Source organism: Robinsoniella sp. KNHs210, assembly GCF_000686105.1.
Classification (GTDB): Bacteria; Bacillota; Clostridia; order Lachnospirales; family Lachnospiraceae; genus Robinsoniella; species Robinsoniella peoriensis.
In genome coordinates this window covers 2,610,230-2,628,351 of sequence record NZ_JMLZ01000002.1, presented here as the reverse complement: position 1 = coordinate 2,628,351, position 18,122 = coordinate 2,610,230, and the positions used below count along the sequence as shown (strand labels likewise).

The 18,122-nt window shown below is 42.8% G+C and carries 17 protein-coding genes; 13 read left to right on the top strand and 4 right to left on the bottom strand.

Annotated features, from left to right (window positions below):
• A complete protein-coding gene (lpdA, locus tag CD03_RS0118635; protein WP_027294924.1) occupies nucleotides 1-1,362 on the top strand; it encodes a dihydrolipoyl dehydrogenase in 1,362 nt (453 codons plus the stop codon).
• Here the strand turns inward: lpdA and CD03_RS0118630 are convergent, their stop codons facing one another.
• Nucleotides 1,363-2,031, bottom strand: coding sequence for a DUF1638 domain-containing protein (locus CD03_RS0118630; RefSeq protein WP_027294923.1), 669 nt, complete (start codon nucleotides 2,029-2,031; stop codon nucleotides 1,363-1,365).
• A gap of 195 nt (nucleotides 2,032-2,226) precedes the next feature.
• On the opposite strand from CD03_RS0118630, the gene CD03_RS0118625 reads away from it, so the two are divergent.
• Together CD03_RS0118625 and CD03_RS0118620 are read left to right on the top strand one after the other, a co-directional pair.
• A complete protein-coding gene (locus CD03_RS0118625) occupies nucleotides 2,227-2,883 on the top strand; it encodes a cobalamin B12-binding domain-containing protein (RefSeq protein ID WP_160295872.1) in 657 nt (218 codons plus the stop codon).
• A 3-nt stretch (nucleotides 2,884-2,886) separates the two neighbouring features.
• Nucleotides 2,887-3,585, top strand: a complete 699-nt coding sequence (locus CD03_RS0118620; RefSeq protein ID WP_027294921.1) for a GntR family transcriptional regulator — start codon at nucleotides 2,887-2,889, stop codon at nucleotides 3,583-3,585.
• A 38-nt stretch (nucleotides 3,586-3,623) separates the two neighbouring features.
• Here the strand turns inward: CD03_RS0118620 and CD03_RS0118615 are convergent, their stop codons facing one another.
• Nucleotides 3,624-4,430: a methyltetrahydrofolate cobalamin methyltransferase gene (locus tag CD03_RS0118615; RefSeq protein WP_027294920.1), complete on the bottom strand. Its 807-nt coding sequence runs from the start codon at nucleotides 4,428-4,430 to the stop codon at nucleotides 3,624-3,626.
• A gap of 12 nt (nucleotides 4,431-4,442) precedes the next feature.
• Nucleotides 4,443-5,816: an MFS transporter gene (locus CD03_RS0118610; RefSeq protein WP_027294919.1), complete on the bottom strand. Its 1,374-nt coding sequence runs from the start codon at nucleotides 5,814-5,816 to the stop codon at nucleotides 4,443-4,445.
• Between the two features lie 235 nt (nucleotides 5,817-6,051).
• Here CD03_RS0118610 and CD03_RS0118605 point away from each other — a divergent pair, with 235 nt between their 5' ends.
• From CD03_RS0118605 to CD03_RS0118570, 9 genes are all read left to right on the top strand, one after another.
• Nucleotides 6,052-7,107, top strand: a complete 1,056-nt coding sequence (locus tag CD03_RS0118605) for a threonine aldolase family protein (protein ID WP_052377867.1) — start codon at nucleotides 6,052-6,054, stop codon at nucleotides 7,105-7,107.
• A gap of 220 nt (nucleotides 7,108-7,327) precedes the next feature.
• Complete coding sequence (locus CD03_RS0118600) at nucleotides 7,328-7,972, top strand: cobalamin B12-binding domain-containing protein (protein ID WP_027294917.1); 645 nt, start codon at nucleotides 7,328-7,330, stop codon at nucleotides 7,970-7,972.
• Between the two features lie 17 nt (nucleotides 7,973-7,989).
• Complete coding sequence (locus CD03_RS0118595; protein WP_027294916.1) at nucleotides 7,990-9,165, top strand: uroporphyrinogen decarboxylase family protein; 1,176 nt, start codon at nucleotides 7,990-7,992, stop codon at nucleotides 9,163-9,165.
• A gap of 15 nt (nucleotides 9,166-9,180) precedes the next feature.
• Nucleotides 9,181-9,369, top strand: a complete 189-nt coding sequence (locus CD03_RS0118590; protein WP_027294915.1) for a hypothetical protein — start codon at nucleotides 9,181-9,183, stop codon at nucleotides 9,367-9,369.
• Nucleotides 9,370-9,382: 13 nt separating this feature from the next.
• On the top strand, nucleotides 9,383-9,460 hold the full coding sequence (locus CD03_RS40025) for a DUF6783 domain-containing protein (protein ID WP_394910241.1): 78 nt from the start codon (nucleotides 9,383-9,385) through the stop codon (nucleotides 9,458-9,460).
• A 33-nt stretch (nucleotides 9,461-9,493) separates the two neighbouring features.
• Nucleotides 9,494-10,663, top strand: a complete 1,170-nt coding sequence (locus CD03_RS0118585) for an iron-containing alcohol dehydrogenase (RefSeq protein WP_027294914.1) — start codon at nucleotides 9,494-9,496, stop codon at nucleotides 10,661-10,663.
• Nucleotides 10,664-10,702: 39 nt separating this feature from the next.
• Complete coding sequence (locus tag CD03_RS0118580; protein ID WP_027294913.1) at nucleotides 10,703-12,067, top strand: MFS transporter; 1,365 nt, start codon at nucleotides 10,703-10,705, stop codon at nucleotides 12,065-12,067.
• A gap of 30 nt (nucleotides 12,068-12,097) precedes the next feature.
• Entirely contained in the window at nucleotides 12,098-12,220 is a 123-nt protein-coding gene (locus tag CD03_RS38950) for a hypothetical protein (RefSeq protein WP_255348100.1), read from the top strand.
• A 279-nt stretch (nucleotides 12,221-12,499) separates the two neighbouring features.
• Nucleotides 12,500-15,151, top strand: a complete 2,652-nt coding sequence (locus CD03_RS0118570; protein ID WP_027294912.1) for a calcium-translocating P-type ATPase, PMCA-type — start codon at nucleotides 12,500-12,502, stop codon at nucleotides 15,149-15,151.
• A gap of 85 nt (nucleotides 15,152-15,236) precedes the next feature.
• Here CD03_RS0118570 and CD03_RS0118565 read toward each other — a convergent pair whose 3' ends face one another.
• The gene (locus CD03_RS0118565; protein ID WP_027294911.1) at nucleotides 15,237-15,872 is read right to left on the bottom strand and encodes a superoxide dismutase; all 636 of its coding nucleotides are present in this window, start codon (nucleotides 15,870-15,872) and stop codon (nucleotides 15,237-15,239) included.
• Between the two features lie 175 nt (nucleotides 15,873-16,047).
• Here CD03_RS0118565 and CD03_RS0118560 point away from each other — a divergent pair, with 175 nt between their 5' ends.
• Nucleotides 16,048-18,090, top strand: coding sequence for a HelD family protein (locus tag CD03_RS0118560; RefSeq protein WP_027294910.1), 2,043 nt, complete (start codon nucleotides 16,048-16,050; stop codon nucleotides 18,088-18,090).
• Nucleotides 18,091-18,122: the final 32 nt, after the last annotated feature.

The following is an 18,122-nucleotide window of genomic DNA, read 5'->3' as shown; positions in this document are numbered from 1 at the left end:
ATGGCAGAAAATCAATATGATTATGATCTGGCAGTGATCGGATCTGGCCCGGGAGGGTATGTGGCAGCGATAAAAGCTGCTAAAACAGGAATGCGGACTGCAGTCATAGAAAATAAACAGGCAGGGGGAACCTGTCTGAACAGAGGATGTATTCCGACAAAGACAATTTTACACAGTGCAGAGATTTTCCGGGAACTGCAAAGCAGCGGGGCATTTGGAATTCACGCGGAATCCATTTCCTATAATATGGAGGAAATCCAGTCGAAAAAAGATGAAGTAGTTGAACAGCTTGGCAGTGGAATCCATATGCTTTTTAACAATAACCGAATTAGTTTTTATCAGGGATCGGGACAGATCAGGGATGCGCATACGGTATGGACGGGAGAAGAACTGCTTACTACCAAATACATTCTGATTGCAACCGGATCGGTTCCGGCAGATCTTCCGGTAGAAGGTGCCAGCCTGGAAGGTGTCTTTAACAGCGATCAGCTATTAGAAAGGAAGAAACCCTGTAAAAAGCTTGTGATTATAGGTGGTGGTGTGATTGGCATGGAATTTGCATCCATTTACCAGGCACTTGGTACTGAGGTGGTGGTGATAGAGGCAATGGATCGCATACTTTCCAATATGGATAAGGAAATCGGGCAGAATCTGAAAATGATTATGAAAAAGCGCGGCGTCATCATTTATACCCAGGCGAACCTGGAAAAAATATGGGATGACAACGGTCTTCACTGTTCCTTTCAAGTAAAAGGAGAGAGACAGGAGATTGAGACAGAGGCCGTTTTAATGGCTGCCGGCAGAAAAGCATGTACCAAAGGACTTTTTGGAGATCAGATGTCTGTGGAAATGGAACGGGACAAGATAAAGGTAAACGAAAATTTCCAGACGAATTACGAAAATATTTATGCGGCAGGAGACGTCATTGGCGGGATTTCCCTGGCCCATATGGCAAGTGCGGAAGCAATCAATGCTGTCTGCCACATGAATGGGGAAGAGGCTGTGATGAATCTGGGCACCGTTCCCGCCTGTGTATACACAAATCCGGAAATAGCCTGTGTGGGAATGACGGCACAGGAAGCGAAAGACAGCGGAATTGAAGTAATTACGTCGAAATATTTGATGTCTGCAAATGGAAAGTCCCTGCTTACCGGCCAGGATAGGGGATTTATCAAATTAGTGGTAGTAAAGGATACCGGACAAATACTGGGAGCGCAGATGATGTGTGCAAGAGCCACTGACATGATCGGGGAGATCGGACTTGCAATTGCAGGGGGACTGACAAAGAACAATATCAGATCGGTCATCCACCCACATCCTACTTTCTCTGAAGGGATATGGGAGGCTGCGGAGCTTTTGTAATCAGCCAAAAACCATCAAATCCTGGTTAGTTATGGCATGGTGTGGCTCGATGACCAGAAAACGGTCATCTGTCCAAGGTCCGGTAAGAAGCTGTTTTATAAAACTGTCATTCCCTTCAATGATTTCATGGGTGAGATTTAATTCATCTGCGATATGCCTTGTTTCCGGGAGAATGGCCGGTAAATGATATGCCTTAGTGTCAATTACTGCCAGCCGTTTATAATTTGACAGCAGGGAGCGGAAAATGAGTTTTGCTTTCCGCTCTCCGTATTTTTCACGTGTATATACATATTCAGCCCAGATATTGCGTTCGCCGTCCAGCCAGCCTTTCGTAAGAAAATAGGATGCAGCTTCTGAGGATATTTCCTGGCGTTTCTTAAATGATCCGAGCATCAGGGTAATACAGTCGTCTACTCTTGGAAGGATCAGCTGAAAGTTTCCGGTTTTCAGCCCGTTTACTGCATTGCCGCAGTAGCCAAATGCAAGGATGACACGGTCTGTGTCTGCAGATACTTCATCCAGGGATTTTTGCAGTGATTCTCTTAGCTTTTCAGGATAATTATGAAGACCGGATTCCAGCCAGGTGCAGGGATAGGAAATGCCGGTATCCTGAATTGCTTTTTTTAATTCTCTTTCAATGGTTCTGCATGCGATCAATATAGTTTTCATGGTAACACCTCCGTACTATCTGTGTGGTATCCGATGGGAGCCGGTCGAATACTATCCGCCTTTTATAACTTTATAAGTTTGACCCAAAATTAAGAAAATTCATATGACAAATGCAAAATAATCCTATATAATATTATACATATATTCTCTGGAAGAAAATTCAAATTATTATACAGGCAAGGCGGGGTGATGATTATGACACTGAATGAACAATTTGTGAAAGCAATTGAGGATCTGGATGAGGACAAGGCTTTGGAGCTCACCGATCAGCTCATGCAAAATGGTGTAAACTGGATGGTTATTCTGGATCTTTTGCAGACCGGCGTAAAGCTGGTAGGGAACCGGTATGAAGAAGGAGAATACTTTATTGCAGACCTGATTATGTCAGGAATTATCTTTCGCAGTGTAATTGAACATTACGGTGTAATCGTTCCCGGAATTCTGGACATCTCACTTTCCAGTGATACACCCTGTATGGTAATGGGTACTGTAGAAGGGGATGTTCATGATATTGGAAAGGATATTTTTATCAGTCTGCTTGCAGCGCAGGGAATCCGTGTCATTGACCTTGGTACGGATACATCTCCCAAAGTATTTGCAGACAGCATCCGCACCTATGCTCCTAAAGTTGTGGGGATGAGCGGCATCATGAACTTTGCTGTTTCCTCTATGAAGAGAACCATAGACCTGATCTGCCAGGAAGGTCTGAGGGATCAGATTAAAATTATCGTCGGCGGCTGCTGTATCACGGCAGAAATGGCAGAAAATATAGGGGCAGACGCTTATTCCGGTGATTTACTGGATGGTTCTGCACTCTGTAAAAAATGGATATTTGAAACGGAGGCAGATTAGTCTATGGCCGAAGCATTATATAAACATGTTTTTAGTGACGTAAAGCGCGCTATCTTTGAAGGGGAATACAAGCCCGGCGATATGCTTCCCTCAGAGAATGAATTAGCCGCAAAATATAATACCAGCAGAGTTACCATCCGCAAAAGTCTTGGAATGCTGGAAAATGAGCGTATTGTAAAATCATGGCACGGAAAAGGATATTTTGTAATTGAACCGGAACATGCGAAGTTCACGTTTGTTTACGAAGAGCATAACAAAGCACTGGAAAGCAAACTGCAATATATACGTCTGCTCCACCCGGAAGCAGAAGTTCAGTCAGCACTGCACATTGATCCAAGTCAGCGCGTAGTGTCCATCATGCGGATTCTCTATAATACTAAGAAAAATATGCTTTGTGATTTGATGTATCTCCCATATCAAAAAGGTATGCCTTTAATCGAAATGGAAATTCAGTATGCGGACTTCCCTGATCTGGTAAAAAATAAAGTATCAACATTTGCAATTCATACAAAAATGGAAATTGGCATAGCAGCCGTAACCGGAGAAGTTGCAAAGAGGCTGATGTTAGAAGAAGGAACTTCGGTACTGGTCATCTACCGTTATCTGTATGATGAAATGGAACGGCCGGTTGCCTTTGGAAAACGTTACCTTCATCCGGACTGTGGCCATTTGACAGCTCATTCGGGATTTTTCCCTGGTTAATATAGAAAAGTGCGCTCCATATGCGGGCGCACTTTTTGCTATTTTTTTATCGGTCCGATACGTCCCTTGCGGTATGCTGTATTGTAATTACGGCAGTATTTATCCCTGCATAACAGAGCTTCTGCTGCCAGAAGAGTGGTATAGGTATCCCGGTTTGTAGGATCAATGATAGCGGAATCCATCCCGGCATTCATGGCAAGGGTGAGGAAATTCAGATTGATCGCTTTACGGTGTGGCATACCAAAGGAAATATTGGACAGTCCAGATGTGGTCTTAACATCGGGGTACTTTGTTTTAATCCGGTGTATGGCATCCGTAAATACAAGAAGGGAATTATTAACAGCGCTTAAAGCCATAACCAGCGGGTCGATAAAGATACGGTCCGGGGTAATGCCATAAGTGCCGGCTTTTTCAATTAGCTGATCTGCGATGGCTGCTTTACTTTCCGCATCATATGGTATACCGTTGTCGTCGCAGGTCAGAGCCACTACTTTCCATTCATTATCAGTCAGAAGCGGATAGAGGATCCCGCATTTATTTCCTTCGCCGGATACAGAATTTATAATGCCCGGTTTTTTCACCTTTGGCATGACTGCTTTTAGAATTTCCGGATTGGGGCTGTCAATACAAAGAGGGGTCTCCACAGTATCCTGGACGATTTCTATCAGCCATTCCATCACTTCAAGTTCACAGGAAGGATCGGTTCCCGCGCAGATATCCAGATAGTCCGCACCGGCTTCTGTCTGGCGGACTGCAAGATTCCGTATAAAATCTTCGTCGCGGTTTGTAATAGCCGCGGCAGAAGAGGGGATAGCTCCATTTATTTTTTCTCCAATAATAATCATCTTATATCCTCCTTAGCTGGCTTTTAAGCCTAATTCCATTTCAGCAATTTTCTTTTCACTCAGCGGCATAAGCGCGGCAATAACAGCGGCAATGATGAATAAAATGCCGGGTATGAGCAAGACGAGGTTTTTCAGCCCGGATAACTGGGAAGCAGTCAGACTGGCAGCTGCCGGATCGTATCCGATGGCGTTTAATGCAATTCCGATAATGATAACACTGAATGCAATTCCAATCTCCACAGGAAGCACATAGATAGACATCACGAATCCATGAGCGGAAAGTCCTGTTTTCCACTGGTGATAGTCAGCCGCTTTGGAATACATTACGATTCCGACACAGACCTGAAGGGCGGCGCCAAAATATGCCAGGCAGATGCAGGCGGTGTAGACTACCAGATTGCCCTCTGCAAAAAAGCGGGGAACCAGCATACCCACAGCATACATGCACATTGCCAGAATAGAAGAATTTTTCCTCCCAATCAGGCTGCTGATGTGTGGAGAGAGTATGCTGCTGATAAAACACACGACAGTTGCAGCAGTAGCCACGGTGGTGATTGCTGACATATCGCCCAGAAACCATTTGAAATAATATGCCATGGTAGAAACGTAAATCATAAATCCGAGATATCGGAAGACTTCAATTAACATACAGCAGATCAGTGGGGGATTTTTAATGACCGTGTCAATCATCTGCCTTACCGTGAGCCGGTCCGAATGATCATCTTTCGAATTTTCGTCATAATAAACGTCATAGTCTTTTCCGGCATGAGCTGTAGTGTAATAGCATACAAGTCCGGTCAATCCAAACAGAACCGCTACACCAAAATACCCTTTTGCTTCATTTCCCTGACCGATTAAGGCAATCAACGGAAGGCAGATAAGGGAGAAAACAATGTTCCCAACCTGCTCAAATTGTGCAGAACGGGCGGTGAGCATCATACGTTCTTTATCATTTTGCGCCATTCTTGTCATCAAAGCTCTCTGAGCGCCGCCCGGTTTATCCAACAGTCCATAAGCCAGCAGATACATAATGCCGTAATAGATGGCCACAACAATGGGATTACCGGTGATCCTGGAAAAACAAAGTATCGTAAAAAATGATGTAACAGGTACAATATAAAGAATCCAGGAGCGGTACTTTCCCAGTTTAAATCTTCCATTCTGGACAAATCCCGCAATGATCGGGGTGCAGCAGAAGTCAAAGATCCTGGTACAGGTGAAAACTGTTGCCATAATACCGGCAGGTACAAGAGCTACATCAGTTACAAAATAGATAAAATAGGTGTTTGCAAGGCTGAACAGCAGGCCGACTCCAAAAGAACCTGCAGCAAATTGAAAGACCAGTAATTGTGACAGCTTACGGCTTGGTTGCTGTGAGTTGGACATGAAGGAACTCCCCTTTCAGATTTTCATTAGTTGACGTCTGTTAATTAGTAAAGTATAATTCAGTATAACTTGTATTTATAAGTTGCTTTGTCTAAATCTGATGTTAGCATGTAAGTCGAAAATTGTCAAATAGAAATAGATAAACACTACTTATAAATATAAAATTAGTATAATTGCACAAATTTTGCAGATAAATTTGTAGCAATAAACCTTATAAATTTATAGGAGGTATTTTATGTTGGAGATGAATGGAAAGCGGGGATTTGAAAGTGATAACTGTTCTTCGGTGCATCCACGTGTAATGCAGGCGCTTATGGATGTCAACTGCGGGCATGTGCCGGGATATGGTTATGATCCGGTGACTGCTGAAGCAGATCGCATTTTTAATCATCTGTTTGACAGAGAAACAGATGTATTTTTTACCTTTAATGGAACGGGAACGAACTGTGCGGCCCTTGCGCATCTGGTTACGCCCTGGCAGAGTATCCTGTGTGCAGACAGTGCACATATTAATTCTGCTGAAACAGGAGCCCCGGAACGCATTGCAAATGCAAAGCTTGTTCCTGTTCCTTCTATAGACGGCAAAATCAGTCCCCGGAGTCTGGAGGATGCAGTAGGAGGATGGCAGAGCGAACATGTTCCCAAGCCGCGGGTATTGAGTCTGACACAGGTGACGGATGATGGAACGGTATATACGCCGGGAGAGTTAAAGAACCTTTGTAAAATTGCCCATGATCACAATATGATTGTACATATGGATGGAGCCAGGCTGGCAAATGCCGTTGCCGCAAACCAAAATGACCTGACCGGAACAACCTGGGGAGCAGGCGTGGATGTACTATCCTTTGGCGGGACGAAGAATGGTCTGATGTTCGGAGAAGCAGTCGTTTTTTTTGATCATAAACTGGCTGAAAATTTTAAGTACACCAGGAAGAGCTGCGGACAGCTGCCAAGTAAAATGCGTTATATAGCAGCTCAGTTCATAGAAATATTAAAAGACGGCCTGTGGCTTGAGATGGCTGGACATGCCAACCGGATGGCAATGATGCTGTATGAAAAAATGAGTGGATTACCTGTCTTTCGGACGCCCTTTGTACCACAGGCAAATGAATTGTTCGCCCATGTGGATGAGAGGATCAAATGGCAGCTATGTGATGCGTTTCCGTTTCAGCATTTCGGACCGGAGCCTGGAATTTCCAGGTTTGTAACTTCATTTGATACAACAGAAGAGGATCTGAATGCATTAATTGCGTGTGCGGAAGATTTGACGCATTCCTACGGAAATGTCTAGAAGGTTTCAGCGCATATTGGAACACATATTTGAATGCATATTTGAAAAATCAGAAATAAGCTAAAAAAGAGATGTCAATTTTTGTGCAATACTCATAAATCGTATTTCTATATCACATATATCATTGACAATATGACGAGAGTCCATTATGATAAAGCTAACTTGTAAACACAAGTTAGCTTTGTTTTTCGTCAATACGATGTTAGGAGGATAAAGGCAAATGATCGATTATGCAAAACTTACGCAGGCTTTGGGAGATCTGGATGAAGATGCGGTATTTGAGCAGCTGGATCTGATCACGAAGGAAGAAAATGTGGATTCAGAAGCGGCAGTAAAAGCGTGCCAGGATGGTCTGGCTATTGTAGGTAAGAGGTTTGAAAGCAACGAATATTTTGTGGGTGACCTGATTTATTCCGGTGATCTGATGTCGGATGCATTTGCCCGGCTAAAACCTTTTATAGCAGGTGATATCAGCGGGAAATTGGGCAAACTTGTATTCTGTACGGTTAAAGATGACCTTCATGATATTGGAAAAAATATTGTGAAATGTATGTTTGAAACGGCAGGATTTGAAGTCATTGACCTTGGGATCGACGTAGCCCCGGAGACAATTATTGCGGCATTAAAAGAATCAAAGGCAAAGATCCTCGGGTTATCCGGTGTTCTTACGCTTGCCATCGAGTCAATGAAAAAGACCGTAGAAGCGCTTAATGCCGAGGGAATGCGTGATGATATAAAAGTGATTATAGGAGGAGCACCGGTTACTGCTGAATACTGTGAACTGGTAGGTGCGGATGCCTGGAGCATTAATGCAGCAGAATCTGTTGAAATCTGCCGGAAGTGGGCAGAGGAAGTCTACCAATAAGGTGAGGAGGAATTGGCATGACGCAAGAAGAGTTAAAAAAATACCGAATTAAATTGTTTCATGATGCGATCCGCATGGAGCAGAAGCCGGACAGGGTTCCGCATATAGCGAATTTCTGGACATGGCAGATCCTGGATGCAGGGTATACCTTTACGGAAGCAACGCATGACTATGATATCATGCGTGATGTTGTTATGAAATTCCATGAAAAATACGGATTTGACGGCTATCAGGAAACCGGAATACGAAATCCTCAAAGAGTAGTGGAAACCCTGGGTACGTCTTTGTATACCATAGACGATGAGCGTGAAATTTTTGCCATCAAGGATTTTACCCTGTTTTACACGGAAGAATATCCAGAGCTGATTGCCGATCCCACCAAGTTTATCTGGGAAAAGGTACTGCCCAGAAAGTTTGAAAAATTCAGGCCGGATATGGATCCTGCATTGATGCGTCAATGTGCATGGGAGCAGAAAATCTTTTTTGATGAATCCTTAAAGAGGAATGATGAACTGGCAAATGTTTACGGCGTTCCAAATTTAATCTGTCCGTTTAATGGTTTTATGTCTCTTGGAATCGAATATCTGTTTACGGGACTCAGAGGAATTAAAGGGTTATCCATCGACATGAGGAAGGATCCCATCAGAGTAAAAGAGGCATGTGAAGCGCTTGACCGAATCAGCGCCGATCCGGTTATTGAAAATGTGCTGAACGATGCGCCGGGCAGCCACCCTGATTTCTGCTTTGATGCTTTAACAGCTTTGCTGGCACATACTATCCTGAACCGAAAACAATGGGAAATGTTTTACTGGCCGCCGCTTAAGAGACTTTTGGATGGAATTGTGGCAAAGGACAAGACGATTTACCTCTTTGTGGAGGGCGGTATATTAAGGTTTGCTGAGTATTTTCAGGATTATCCCAAGGGACATATCTGTATGCTGGTAGAGCAGGATGACATTTTTGAACTGCGTAAGGCACTGCCGAACGTCTGTGTGATTGGAGGGATGAAAGCAAGTCTGCTGGGCAGCGGAACGAAACAGCAATGTCTTGACTATGCAAAACGTCTGTGTGATGAGCTGGGAAGTGAAGGCGGATTTATCATGAGCCAGGATAAGATGATGTCGTACCGCAAAGATGCAGATCCCGAAAATCTTTTGGCTGTTTGCGACTTTGTTCGCGAATACCGCCCATGATGAGGAGGAATAAAGATGGCAGCAGAAAATGAAAACAGAAATGAAAACAGAAATGAAAACAGTAGCGGAGAAAAAAAGGTTGACTATACTACATATCCGGAAGGTTTTGATGAACTGTTAAAGCATCTGGACTTTCTGCCGGAGGATACGGCAGCCAGGCGCAGGTTTATGATGGGGCTGCTTGATAATCTGGGCAGACGATAGAGCGTGTTTGAAAATTCATTCCCGCCAGCTGCACGCCCTACTTTGCGGCATATTTGCCCCGAATTCAGGTTACGTAGCCTGGCTGAAATAATCATGACGATAGGAATGGGAAGGAGGATTTGTCATGATAAATTATGTTTACCACAATCCGGGTAAAATTATATTTGGAAAAGATTGCGAACTGGAGATCGGAAAAGAAGTCGCAGGGTATGCAAAGCGTGTTCTCATTGTATTGGGCGGTCCGTTTATAAAGGAAAACGGACTGTATGACCGTGTTGCATCATCCTTGTCGGAGGCCGGAATCACTTATTACGATCTGGATCACATTGTTCCTAACCCAAGACTAAAGCAGGTCTGTGAGGGGATTGAAATGTGCAGGAAGCATGACATTGGTTTTGTGCTGGCAATTGGAGGGGGGTCTGCAATTGATACGGCGAAAAGTATAGCAGCAGGCGTTAAATGTGAAGGTGATATCTGGGAGTATTTTGGCACGTTTACCAGATTTATCACAGATGCACTGCCGTGCGGAGTTTTGCTGACTCTGCCGGCAACAGGCTCAGAATCATCTAATTGTGCTGTTTTAACAAATGAAGAAACAGGTTTGAAGCGCAGTCTGTTTTCTGACTACATCATTCCCAGGTTTGCCATGCTGAATCCGGAAATGAGCTATTCCCTTCCTCCATATCAGACTGCTTGTGGAACGGTAGATATACTTGCACATCTGATGGAGGCTTATTTTACAAATACAGATAATGTGGATTTAACAGACCGGCTTTTAGAGGCTGCCATGAAAACGGTTATCCACTTTGGACCGCTGTCACTGGAATATCCGGATAATTATGATATTCGTGCAGAGCTTTACCAGGCGGCTAATATTACGAACAATGGAATGCTTATGGCAGGCCGGCTGGGAGACTGGGGCAGCCATAATATTGAACATGAAATCAGCGGTATCTATGATATTGCCCACGGTGCAGGACTTGCCATCATATTCCCCGCATGGATAAAGTATGTCTGGAAAAGAGATCCGGACAGGTTTGTACAGTTTGCACAACGGGTTTTTGACGTAGCATATGCCGCTCCTAGAAAAGAGTGGACCATAAATAGAGGGATTAAAAAGTTAGAAGAGTTTTATAGGGAAATGAATCTGCCGACCCGTTTAAGCGAGGCGGGAATCGGGGATGAAAACCTGCGAACCATGGCGGAGAAAGCAATGATAGGAACTTCGGCAGTAGGAATGGCATTTCCTTTACAGGAAGAGGATATTTACCAGATTTTAAAATTGGCTTTGTAGAACGTATACGTTCTGTAGAATTGAGAGGAGGATCTCAAGATGAGTAATGAAAAACGATTACCCGAATTGACCGTCAGCGCATTTGCCGTTGGTACTCTGACCGCCAGTCTGTATTATAGCCTGGTAAACAGCTATTTTAATTATTATGTGACGGATATAGCCCTGGTTCCAACCGATGTATTTGGAACGGCCAGCTTCGTCGTACGTCTGTTGTTTGTAATTATTGTACCGCTTCTGGGGGCGATGGTCCAAAATGGGCATTCCAGATTTGGAAAGTACCGGATGTGGATCTTTATCGGAGTTCCGTTATCCCTGGTATTTACAATTTTGTCGTTCACTAAATTTTCCGGGTCTGGAATATTCCTGGCGATATTTTACTCGCTGGCATATACGATTTCTTCAGGAGCAAGCAGTTTGTGCGGAAATGCACAGATGTCCCTGATGAATGTGATCAGTAAGGATCCGTCCCAGCAAAGGAGGCTGTCTACACGCCGGTCCCAGTACCAGGATATTGCCAAAATATTATTTTCAGCCACATTTTTGCCCCTCGTATTATTGATCGGCGGCGAAAATCAGGCAAAAGGATATCAGTATACAGCGATTCTGATTGCCATACTGGCGGCACTTGGCTATCTGGCAACGGCATGGTCAGGAAAAAAACATGACATCTATGATGTAAAAGGAAAAGTTCCCGATGAAGTGAAAAAATCCAAAATGTCTGCAAAACAGATGCTGGATTGTGTTATTAAAAATCCACCGTTAATATTTATGCTTTTATCTGAAACGTTAAAGTTTACGGCATTTATGATTTTTATATCTACATTTGCTTATTATTATCAGTACATATTAAATGATTTCAGTGCAATTACAGTTACCATGACTATCGCTTCTGTCGTAGCGCTTGGGTCCAGCCTTATCGCACCGGTTATTATTAAAAAGGCAGGTTCTAAGAACGCTGGTATCGTGGCACTGGTATTTTATACAGTGGGAGCACTGCTGCCGCGCTTTATGCCGCCGAGCGTCACTATGTTTGGTGTCGGCTTTGTACTTATTTATTTTGGTATGTCATTAAATGCATGTGCAGGTCCGATTCAGTTTGTAAATTCCTCCCTGTATTATCAGGCGAAAACAGGTCTGAATGCAACCGGATTTATTATGTCTCTGTATGTATTCCCCATACAACTTGGTATTGCCATATCAAGCGGTATGATCAACTGGCTGTTGTCCAGTATGGGATACGTTGCCGGGGCTGCACTGGAGGGATCACAGCTGGTGAGCCTTCAGAATATAATTCTTCTGATACCCGGACTAATGCTGCTGGCTGCAGCAATTCTCGTGATAGCTTATCCATTATCGGAGAAGAAGATGGATGAAATACACGGTAAACTGGGCAGTAATATGTAATGAAAATGCCGATCCGCAGGAGAATATTCCATGGATCGGCATTTTTTTATCCTGTACGGCAACCCGGATTTCCAGATCATCACTCTGGCTGTATATTTCCAGATCAGGAGCATCACCCTTCATTCTGTAAGTCCAAATGGTTTTTATTCATAAGCTGACATAAATTGAGAGGTTGTCCATTACAGAAAGTAATTGACAACCCAAAACCTTAATGATAGAATAGCATCAATTGAAAATACCCGTGAGGGAGTAGTTGGCGTATCGCAAGGTACGTGTCAAGTCAACATACTGACCGTTTGGTCTGGCTTGCCTTAAATAATGAGACTCATGTATAGGACTTATACTATACATGCGCCTTTTTTTGACCCATGTATAGCTTAAGTGCTGTACCTGGGTCTTTTTGATTGCAAAACAAAAAGGAGGAAAAAGGATATGAAATATTATCTGGAGCCGAAAGACAAAGTGGTGCAGTATTTTCAAAGTGATGTTGACAAAGGACTCACATCAAAACAGGCAGAAGAAAGCCGGAGAAAAAACGGTGCCAATATCCTGAAGAAAGAAAAACCGGTTTCTTTAGGAAGGAGAATCTGGGAAGCGGCAAGAGAACCAATGATTATCATGCTGATTCTGGCTGGATTTATTACGCTGGGCGTGAATATTTCAAGAGCTGTGACCGGGGGAGAGGCGGATTATCTGGAGTGCGTTGGTATTTTTGCAGCAATTGCTTTATCGGTAGTAATCACAGTGATTATGGAAGGACGAAGTGCCAGGGCATTTGAAGAGCTGAGTAAAATAACAGACGATACCATGGTAAAGGTTATCCGAAATGGGGAAGTGGCGATGGTCTGTCAGAAGGAGATCGCAGCTGGTGACATCATATGTCTGGCAACGGGTGACAGGATTCCGGCAGATGGACGTTTACTGGAGTGCAATTCTCTTCAGGCGGATGAATCTGCGCTTACCGGAGAGAGCCTTCCGGCACAAAAGGATGAGACCGCAATAATTGAGGATGAAAAGACTCCAGTGGCGGAAAGGGTGAATATGGTTTATTCAGGCTGCTTTATTACCAGCGGTACCGGTAAGATGGTAGCGACCGGAGTAGGCGACCATACTGAATTTGGTAAGATTGCCGCGGAACTTTCTTCTGAGGATAAAACAAGTACTCCGTTACAGGAAAAATTAGCGGTACTTGGTAAAAAAATTACGATTTTGGGAGCTGCGGCAGCAGCAGTGGTATTTTTACTCCAGGTTTTATTATTTACTTTTCATGGGACGGCATCATGGGAGACCATTTCCGAAGCTTTTATTACAAGTATTGTACTGATTGTTGCCGCAGTGCCGGAAGGACTGCCTACCATTGTTGCGGTATCCCTTTCCATAAACATTATAAAAATGTCCAAACAGAATGCATTGGTAAAAAAAATGATAGCCTGCGAGACCGTTGGCTGCATCAATGTAATCTGTTCTGATAAAACAGGAACGCTGACGGAGAACCGTATGACAGTCACAAAAGTCTGTCAGGATATGAATATGGTGTATCCGGATCAGGTAAAGGATGTTCATCTGATCCGCAATTTCTGCATGAACAGTACGGCGGATATCCGGTATGCAGATGGAGAGAACCACTTTATTGGAAATCCCACAGAGTGTGCCCTGCTGGTTGCTGCAAATAAGGCAGTAGGCAATTACAAAAATATACGAAACAGTTTTCAGGCAGCTTATGTATTTCCCTTTTCTTCAGAAACAAAGAATATGACGACTGTTCTTCATAATGCCAAGGGATATCATATTTATTCCAAAGGAAGCCCGGAGAAGATCCTGGAAATGTGCGCATTATCGAAGGAGGAAAAAGAAAAAGCACAAGAAAAGATGTTTGAGTATGAAAGCAAGGCTTTTCGGGTAATTGCTTTTGCCCATAAAAGTCATGGGGATCTGATTGTGGATTTTGAAAAGGAGCGCAAGTCTCTGGAAGATGGACTGCATTTCGATGGATTTTCGGCAATTACGGATCCGCTCAGAAAGGATGTCTGTAATGCGGTGGACAAATGCCGTAAAGCGGGAATTGATGTAAAAATGCTGACAGGTGACAATATTATCACAGCATCTGCCATTGCGAAGGAACTGCGGTTGTTGGATGATGACCATATAGCCGTAGAAGCGAAAGTGTTAGAGAGTCTGACCGAAGAGCAGCTGGCAGAAACACTGCCCAGAATACGGGTGATAGCCAGAAGTACGCCAACGATTAAAATGCGTGTAGTAAAAGCTTTAAAATCCAGAGGTGATGTGGTGGCGGTTACCGGAGACGGGATTAATGACGCACCTGCGATTAAAAATGCCGATGTTGGAATTGCAATGGGAATATCGGGAACAGAAGTATCGAAAGAAGCAAGTGATATTGTACTCCTGGATGACAGCTTTTCAACGATTGTAAAAGCTGTTCAGTGGGGAAGAGGGATATATGAGAATTTCCAGCGTTTTATTCAATTTCAGCTTACCGTTAACTTATCCAGTGTAGTTGTAGTTCTGGCTTCTATTATTGCAGGTTTTGCCGCTCCGTTTTCAGCACTGCAGCTGTTATGGATTAATATAATCATGGATGGACCGCCGGCGCTTACCCTGGGACTGGAACCCATCCGGGGAGATTTGATGAAACAACAGCCAACCAGGCGGAATAGCAGCATAGTTACCAAAAGTATGATGTCAAGAATTGTTATAAACGGGCTATATATTTCAATTGTATTTATGGCTCAGCACTGGTTTAATTTTATGGGAGGTGCGGAAAGAGAACTGCCTACCATACTGTTTACGCTGTTTGTTGTTTTTCAACTGTTCAATGCATTCAACAGCCGTGAGCTTTCCGATACCAGTATCTTCTGTAATCTGGCATCTAACAGGCTGATGCTTGGAGTTTTTGCATTGACCTTTGCACTTCAGGTAATCATCACACAGATTGGAGGTGCCTTCTTTGGTACGGTTCCGTTAGATTTTCTGATGTGGTGCAAAATTATTGTAGTGGCGTTCAGTGTAATCCTGGTATCGGAAATTGCAAAATTAATGAAAAGAGTGTTGATGAGAAATAGATAGTCAGAAGAAAAAGATATAAAAGGGCCTTAAGAGCTGGGATAATGACGGAAAATGTATTTCCTGCATTATCCCATTTGTTTCTTAATCAGGTATAACCATTAATAAAAGCAAGATAATTCTGGCTTACTGTTTTCCAGTTCACTACATGAAACCAGTTGTGGATATAGGCAGGCCGGTTGTTATAGTGCTTTAGATAGTAGGCATGTTCCCATACATCCAGGTTGAGCAGAGGATGCAGATTCATGGAGAGGGGGGTATCCTGATTGGAAGTAGTAATAATCTTTAGTGTTCCATCATGATCTGCAACCAGCCAGGCATATCCGGATCCAAAGACCGACAGGGCAGCCGCAGCCATCTGGTCTTCAAAATTCTGAAAGCTTCCAAAAGCCTGGTTGATATAAAAAGCAAATATCCCTAAAGGCCTGTCGATGCCGGGGCTGGTCATATTATCAAAATAAAAACGATGATTATAGACACCTCCTGCGTTGTTAAGCAGAGGAGTTCTGATATTAGCCGGAAGAGTAGGGGCATACAGAATAAGCTGTTCCAATGTCATATTTTGCAGCTGGGGATTAGCCTTTAAAATAGCATTCAGATTGTCCACGTAAGTCTGCAGATGGCGGTCATGGTGAAGGTGCATGGTTTTTTCATCAATATAAGGCTCCAGTGCATTATAGCTGTATGGCAGTGGGTAATTTACAAAAGGATAGTGTTCACTCAAAGGTATCTGTTCCTTTTCTTTTTCTTCTATTATATGTTGCAGGATAAAATACATAACAAGAAAACACGCTCTAAGAAATACAGATGCCCTGAAACCCTCCACTATACCACCAGACATTTGATCAGCGGTATAATATGGTCTCTCAGTAAATGATTACACCTAAGGAGGAATCAATATGAATGAACCTTTTCCACAAGAACAAAGCCATCTTGAATTTACACAAAAACAATTGAAAAGTGCCTTTGATAAAGCCAATGAGGATTTCACTAAATGTGAAGACGATTACCGGAAATCAAAACGATATCTGGCGGAATATTGGAACGAACTGGATTCTATGGAAAAGTTCTCAAATCAGCGGTCTATCAACCAGATAGAAGGGGCAGGTAATTTATCACTGGATAAAAGAAGGAGAATTGGACAGCTGATGGATTCACCGTATTTTGCCAAAATAAATTTTCTTTACCAGGGGGATGATGAACCGGAGCAGATCTATATTGGAAAATATGCGTTTACCGATGATAGGAATCAGATGCTTATTTTTGACTGGCGTGCCCCCATTTCAAATATGTATTATGAATATGAGCTGGGAAAAGCATCTTACGAGGCGCCCATAGGTAACATAGAAGGAGAAATCACCTGTAGGCGCCAGTTTAAGATTCGAAAAGGAGAAATGGAATATGTCCTGGAAAGCACGATGAATATAGACGATGATATTTTGCAAAGAGAGTTAAGCAGTACTTCTGATGAAAAAATGAAAAATATCATCGCAACAATTCAAAAAGAACAAAACCGGATTATTCGTAATGAAAAGGCGGAAGTATTAATTATCCAGGGAGTTGCAGGCTGTGGGAAAACTTCAATTGCCCTGCATCGTGTAGCGTATTTGCTTTATCGAAATAAGGAAAGACTGTCTGATTCAAATGTTGTGATTATTTCTCCAAACAAAGTATTTGCAGATTATATCTCTAATGTTCTTCCGGAGTTAGGGGAAGAACCTATCATGGAACTAAGTTTTGCAGAGATAGCTGCAGAGGAATTAAACGGGAAGATCAATTTTACGAAAAATATATCGTGGATAGAGATAGAGAATGAGAACGCAGAGGATGTAAAGAGACTGAATTTTAAGGGTTCAGAGGAAATGCTGGCTCTTCTGGATAAATATCTGCGCTACGCCGTTGACAGGTATTTTGAAATAAAAGACTGCAGATTTGGGGAATTTTTTATTTCCAGAGAATACATTGCTGACCGCTGTTATGCCTGCAGCTATCTTCCGGTAATGGAGCGGTTTAAGCAGATAGCAGAGGATATATGGGAGGTATTTAAATCGAAAAACTTAGGGTGGGATAATTTGCCCAGTCAGAATGAGATTGGGAAAAAGCTCAGATCTATGTTTTTGGCCGACAGTACACTTTCTCTTTATGCAGATTTTTATAAATATATTCAAAAAGAAAGCTGGTTTTCGATGAAGCAGAAAGATACTCTGGAATGGGAGGATGTTTATCCTTATCTGTATTTGAAATCATCAATAGAAGGGATTGGTGAATACTCGTTTGTTCAGCATGTGGTAATTGATGAAATGCAGGACTATACCCCGGTACAATATGCAGTGATCAATCGGTTGTTTCGTTGTAAAAAAACAATACTGGGTGATTTTGGACAGTCACTGGTGCCTTCCAATATGTGTTCCCGTGAGATTTTCTGCAGATTGTATAAAAATGCAGAATTTATAGAGCTGAATAAAAGCTATCGTTCTACTTATGAAATTATTGCATTTTCCAGACGGATTAAAAATAATCAGAAGATAGAGGCATTTGAGAGACACGGAGATCAGCCGACGATTAGCTGCTGTCAGAACCTGGAGGAAGAAATAGCCATTATAAAAACGAAGATTGATGAGTTTCATAAAAAAGGTTATGGCTCTATGGGAATATTATGCAAAACACAGACACAGGCAGCCTTATTATATGAAGAACTTGCTTCTGACTGTGAAGTGCATTATTTAGATTTGAACAGTACGAAGTTTGAAAACGGAGTAACCGTCACCACTATTCCCGTATCAAAAGGATTAGAATTCGACCAGGTTACAGTACCCTTTGCCAATTGGGAGAACTACAGAATGGAGTGGGATCGAAACCTCTTGTATGTGGCATGTACAAGAGCGATGCATAAGCTGGATTTTACATGCCAGGGTTCATTTACAAAATTAGTGCTACAGTGAACAATTCAAGCTGGAATTGTTCACTGTAGTAC

Coding starts and splice junctions, on each gene's coding strand:
- CD03_RS0118595 (WP_027294916.1), top strand. CDS start 7,990: ATGACGCAAGAAGAGTTAAAAAAATACCGAATTAAATTGTTTCATGAT.
- lpdA (WP_027294924.1), top strand. CDS start 1: ATGGCAGAAAATCAATATGATTATGATCTGGCAGTGATCGGATCTGGC.
- CD03_RS0118590 (WP_027294915.1), top strand. CDS start 9,181: ATGGCAGCAGAAAATGAAAACAGAAATGAAAACAGAAATGAAAACAGT.
- CD03_RS0118560 (WP_027294910.1), top strand. CDS start 16,048: ATGAATGAACCTTTTCCACAAGAACAAAGCCATCTTGAATTTACACAA.
- CD03_RS0118615 (WP_027294920.1), bottom strand. CDS start 4,430: ATGATTATTATTGGAGAAAAAATAAATGGAGCTATCCCCTCTTCTGCC.
- CD03_RS0118625 (WP_160295872.1), top strand. CDS start 2,227: ATGACACTGAATGAACAATTTGTGAAAGCAATTGAGGATCTGGATGAG.
- CD03_RS0118570 (WP_027294912.1), top strand. CDS start 12,500: ATGAAATATTATCTGGAGCCGAAAGACAAAGTGGTGCAGTATTTTCAA.
- CD03_RS38950 (WP_255348100.1), top strand. CDS start 12,098: ATGGATCGGCATTTTTTTATCCTGTACGGCAACCCGGATTTCCAGATC.
- CD03_RS0118580 (WP_027294913.1), top strand. CDS start 10,703: ATGAGTAATGAAAAACGATTACCCGAATTGACCGTCAGCGCATTTGCC.
- CD03_RS0118600 (WP_027294917.1), top strand. CDS start 7,328: ATGATCGATTATGCAAAACTTACGCAGGCTTTGGGAGATCTGGATGAA.
- CD03_RS0118630 (WP_027294923.1), bottom strand. CDS start 2,031: ATGAAAACTATATTGATCGCATGCAGAACCATTGAAAGAGAATTAAAA.
- CD03_RS0118605 (WP_052377867.1), top strand. CDS start 6,052: ATGTTGGAGATGAATGGAAAGCGGGGATTTGAAAGTGATAACTGTTCT.
- CD03_RS0118610 (WP_027294919.1), bottom strand. CDS start 5,816: ATGTCCAACTCACAGCAACCAAGCCGTAAGCTGTCACAATTACTGGTC.
- CD03_RS0118620 (WP_027294921.1), top strand. CDS start 2,887: ATGGCCGAAGCATTATATAAACATGTTTTTAGTGACGTAAAGCGCGCT.
- CD03_RS0118585 (WP_027294914.1), top strand. CDS start 9,494: ATGATAAATTATGTTTACCACAATCCGGGTAAAATTATATTTGGAAAA.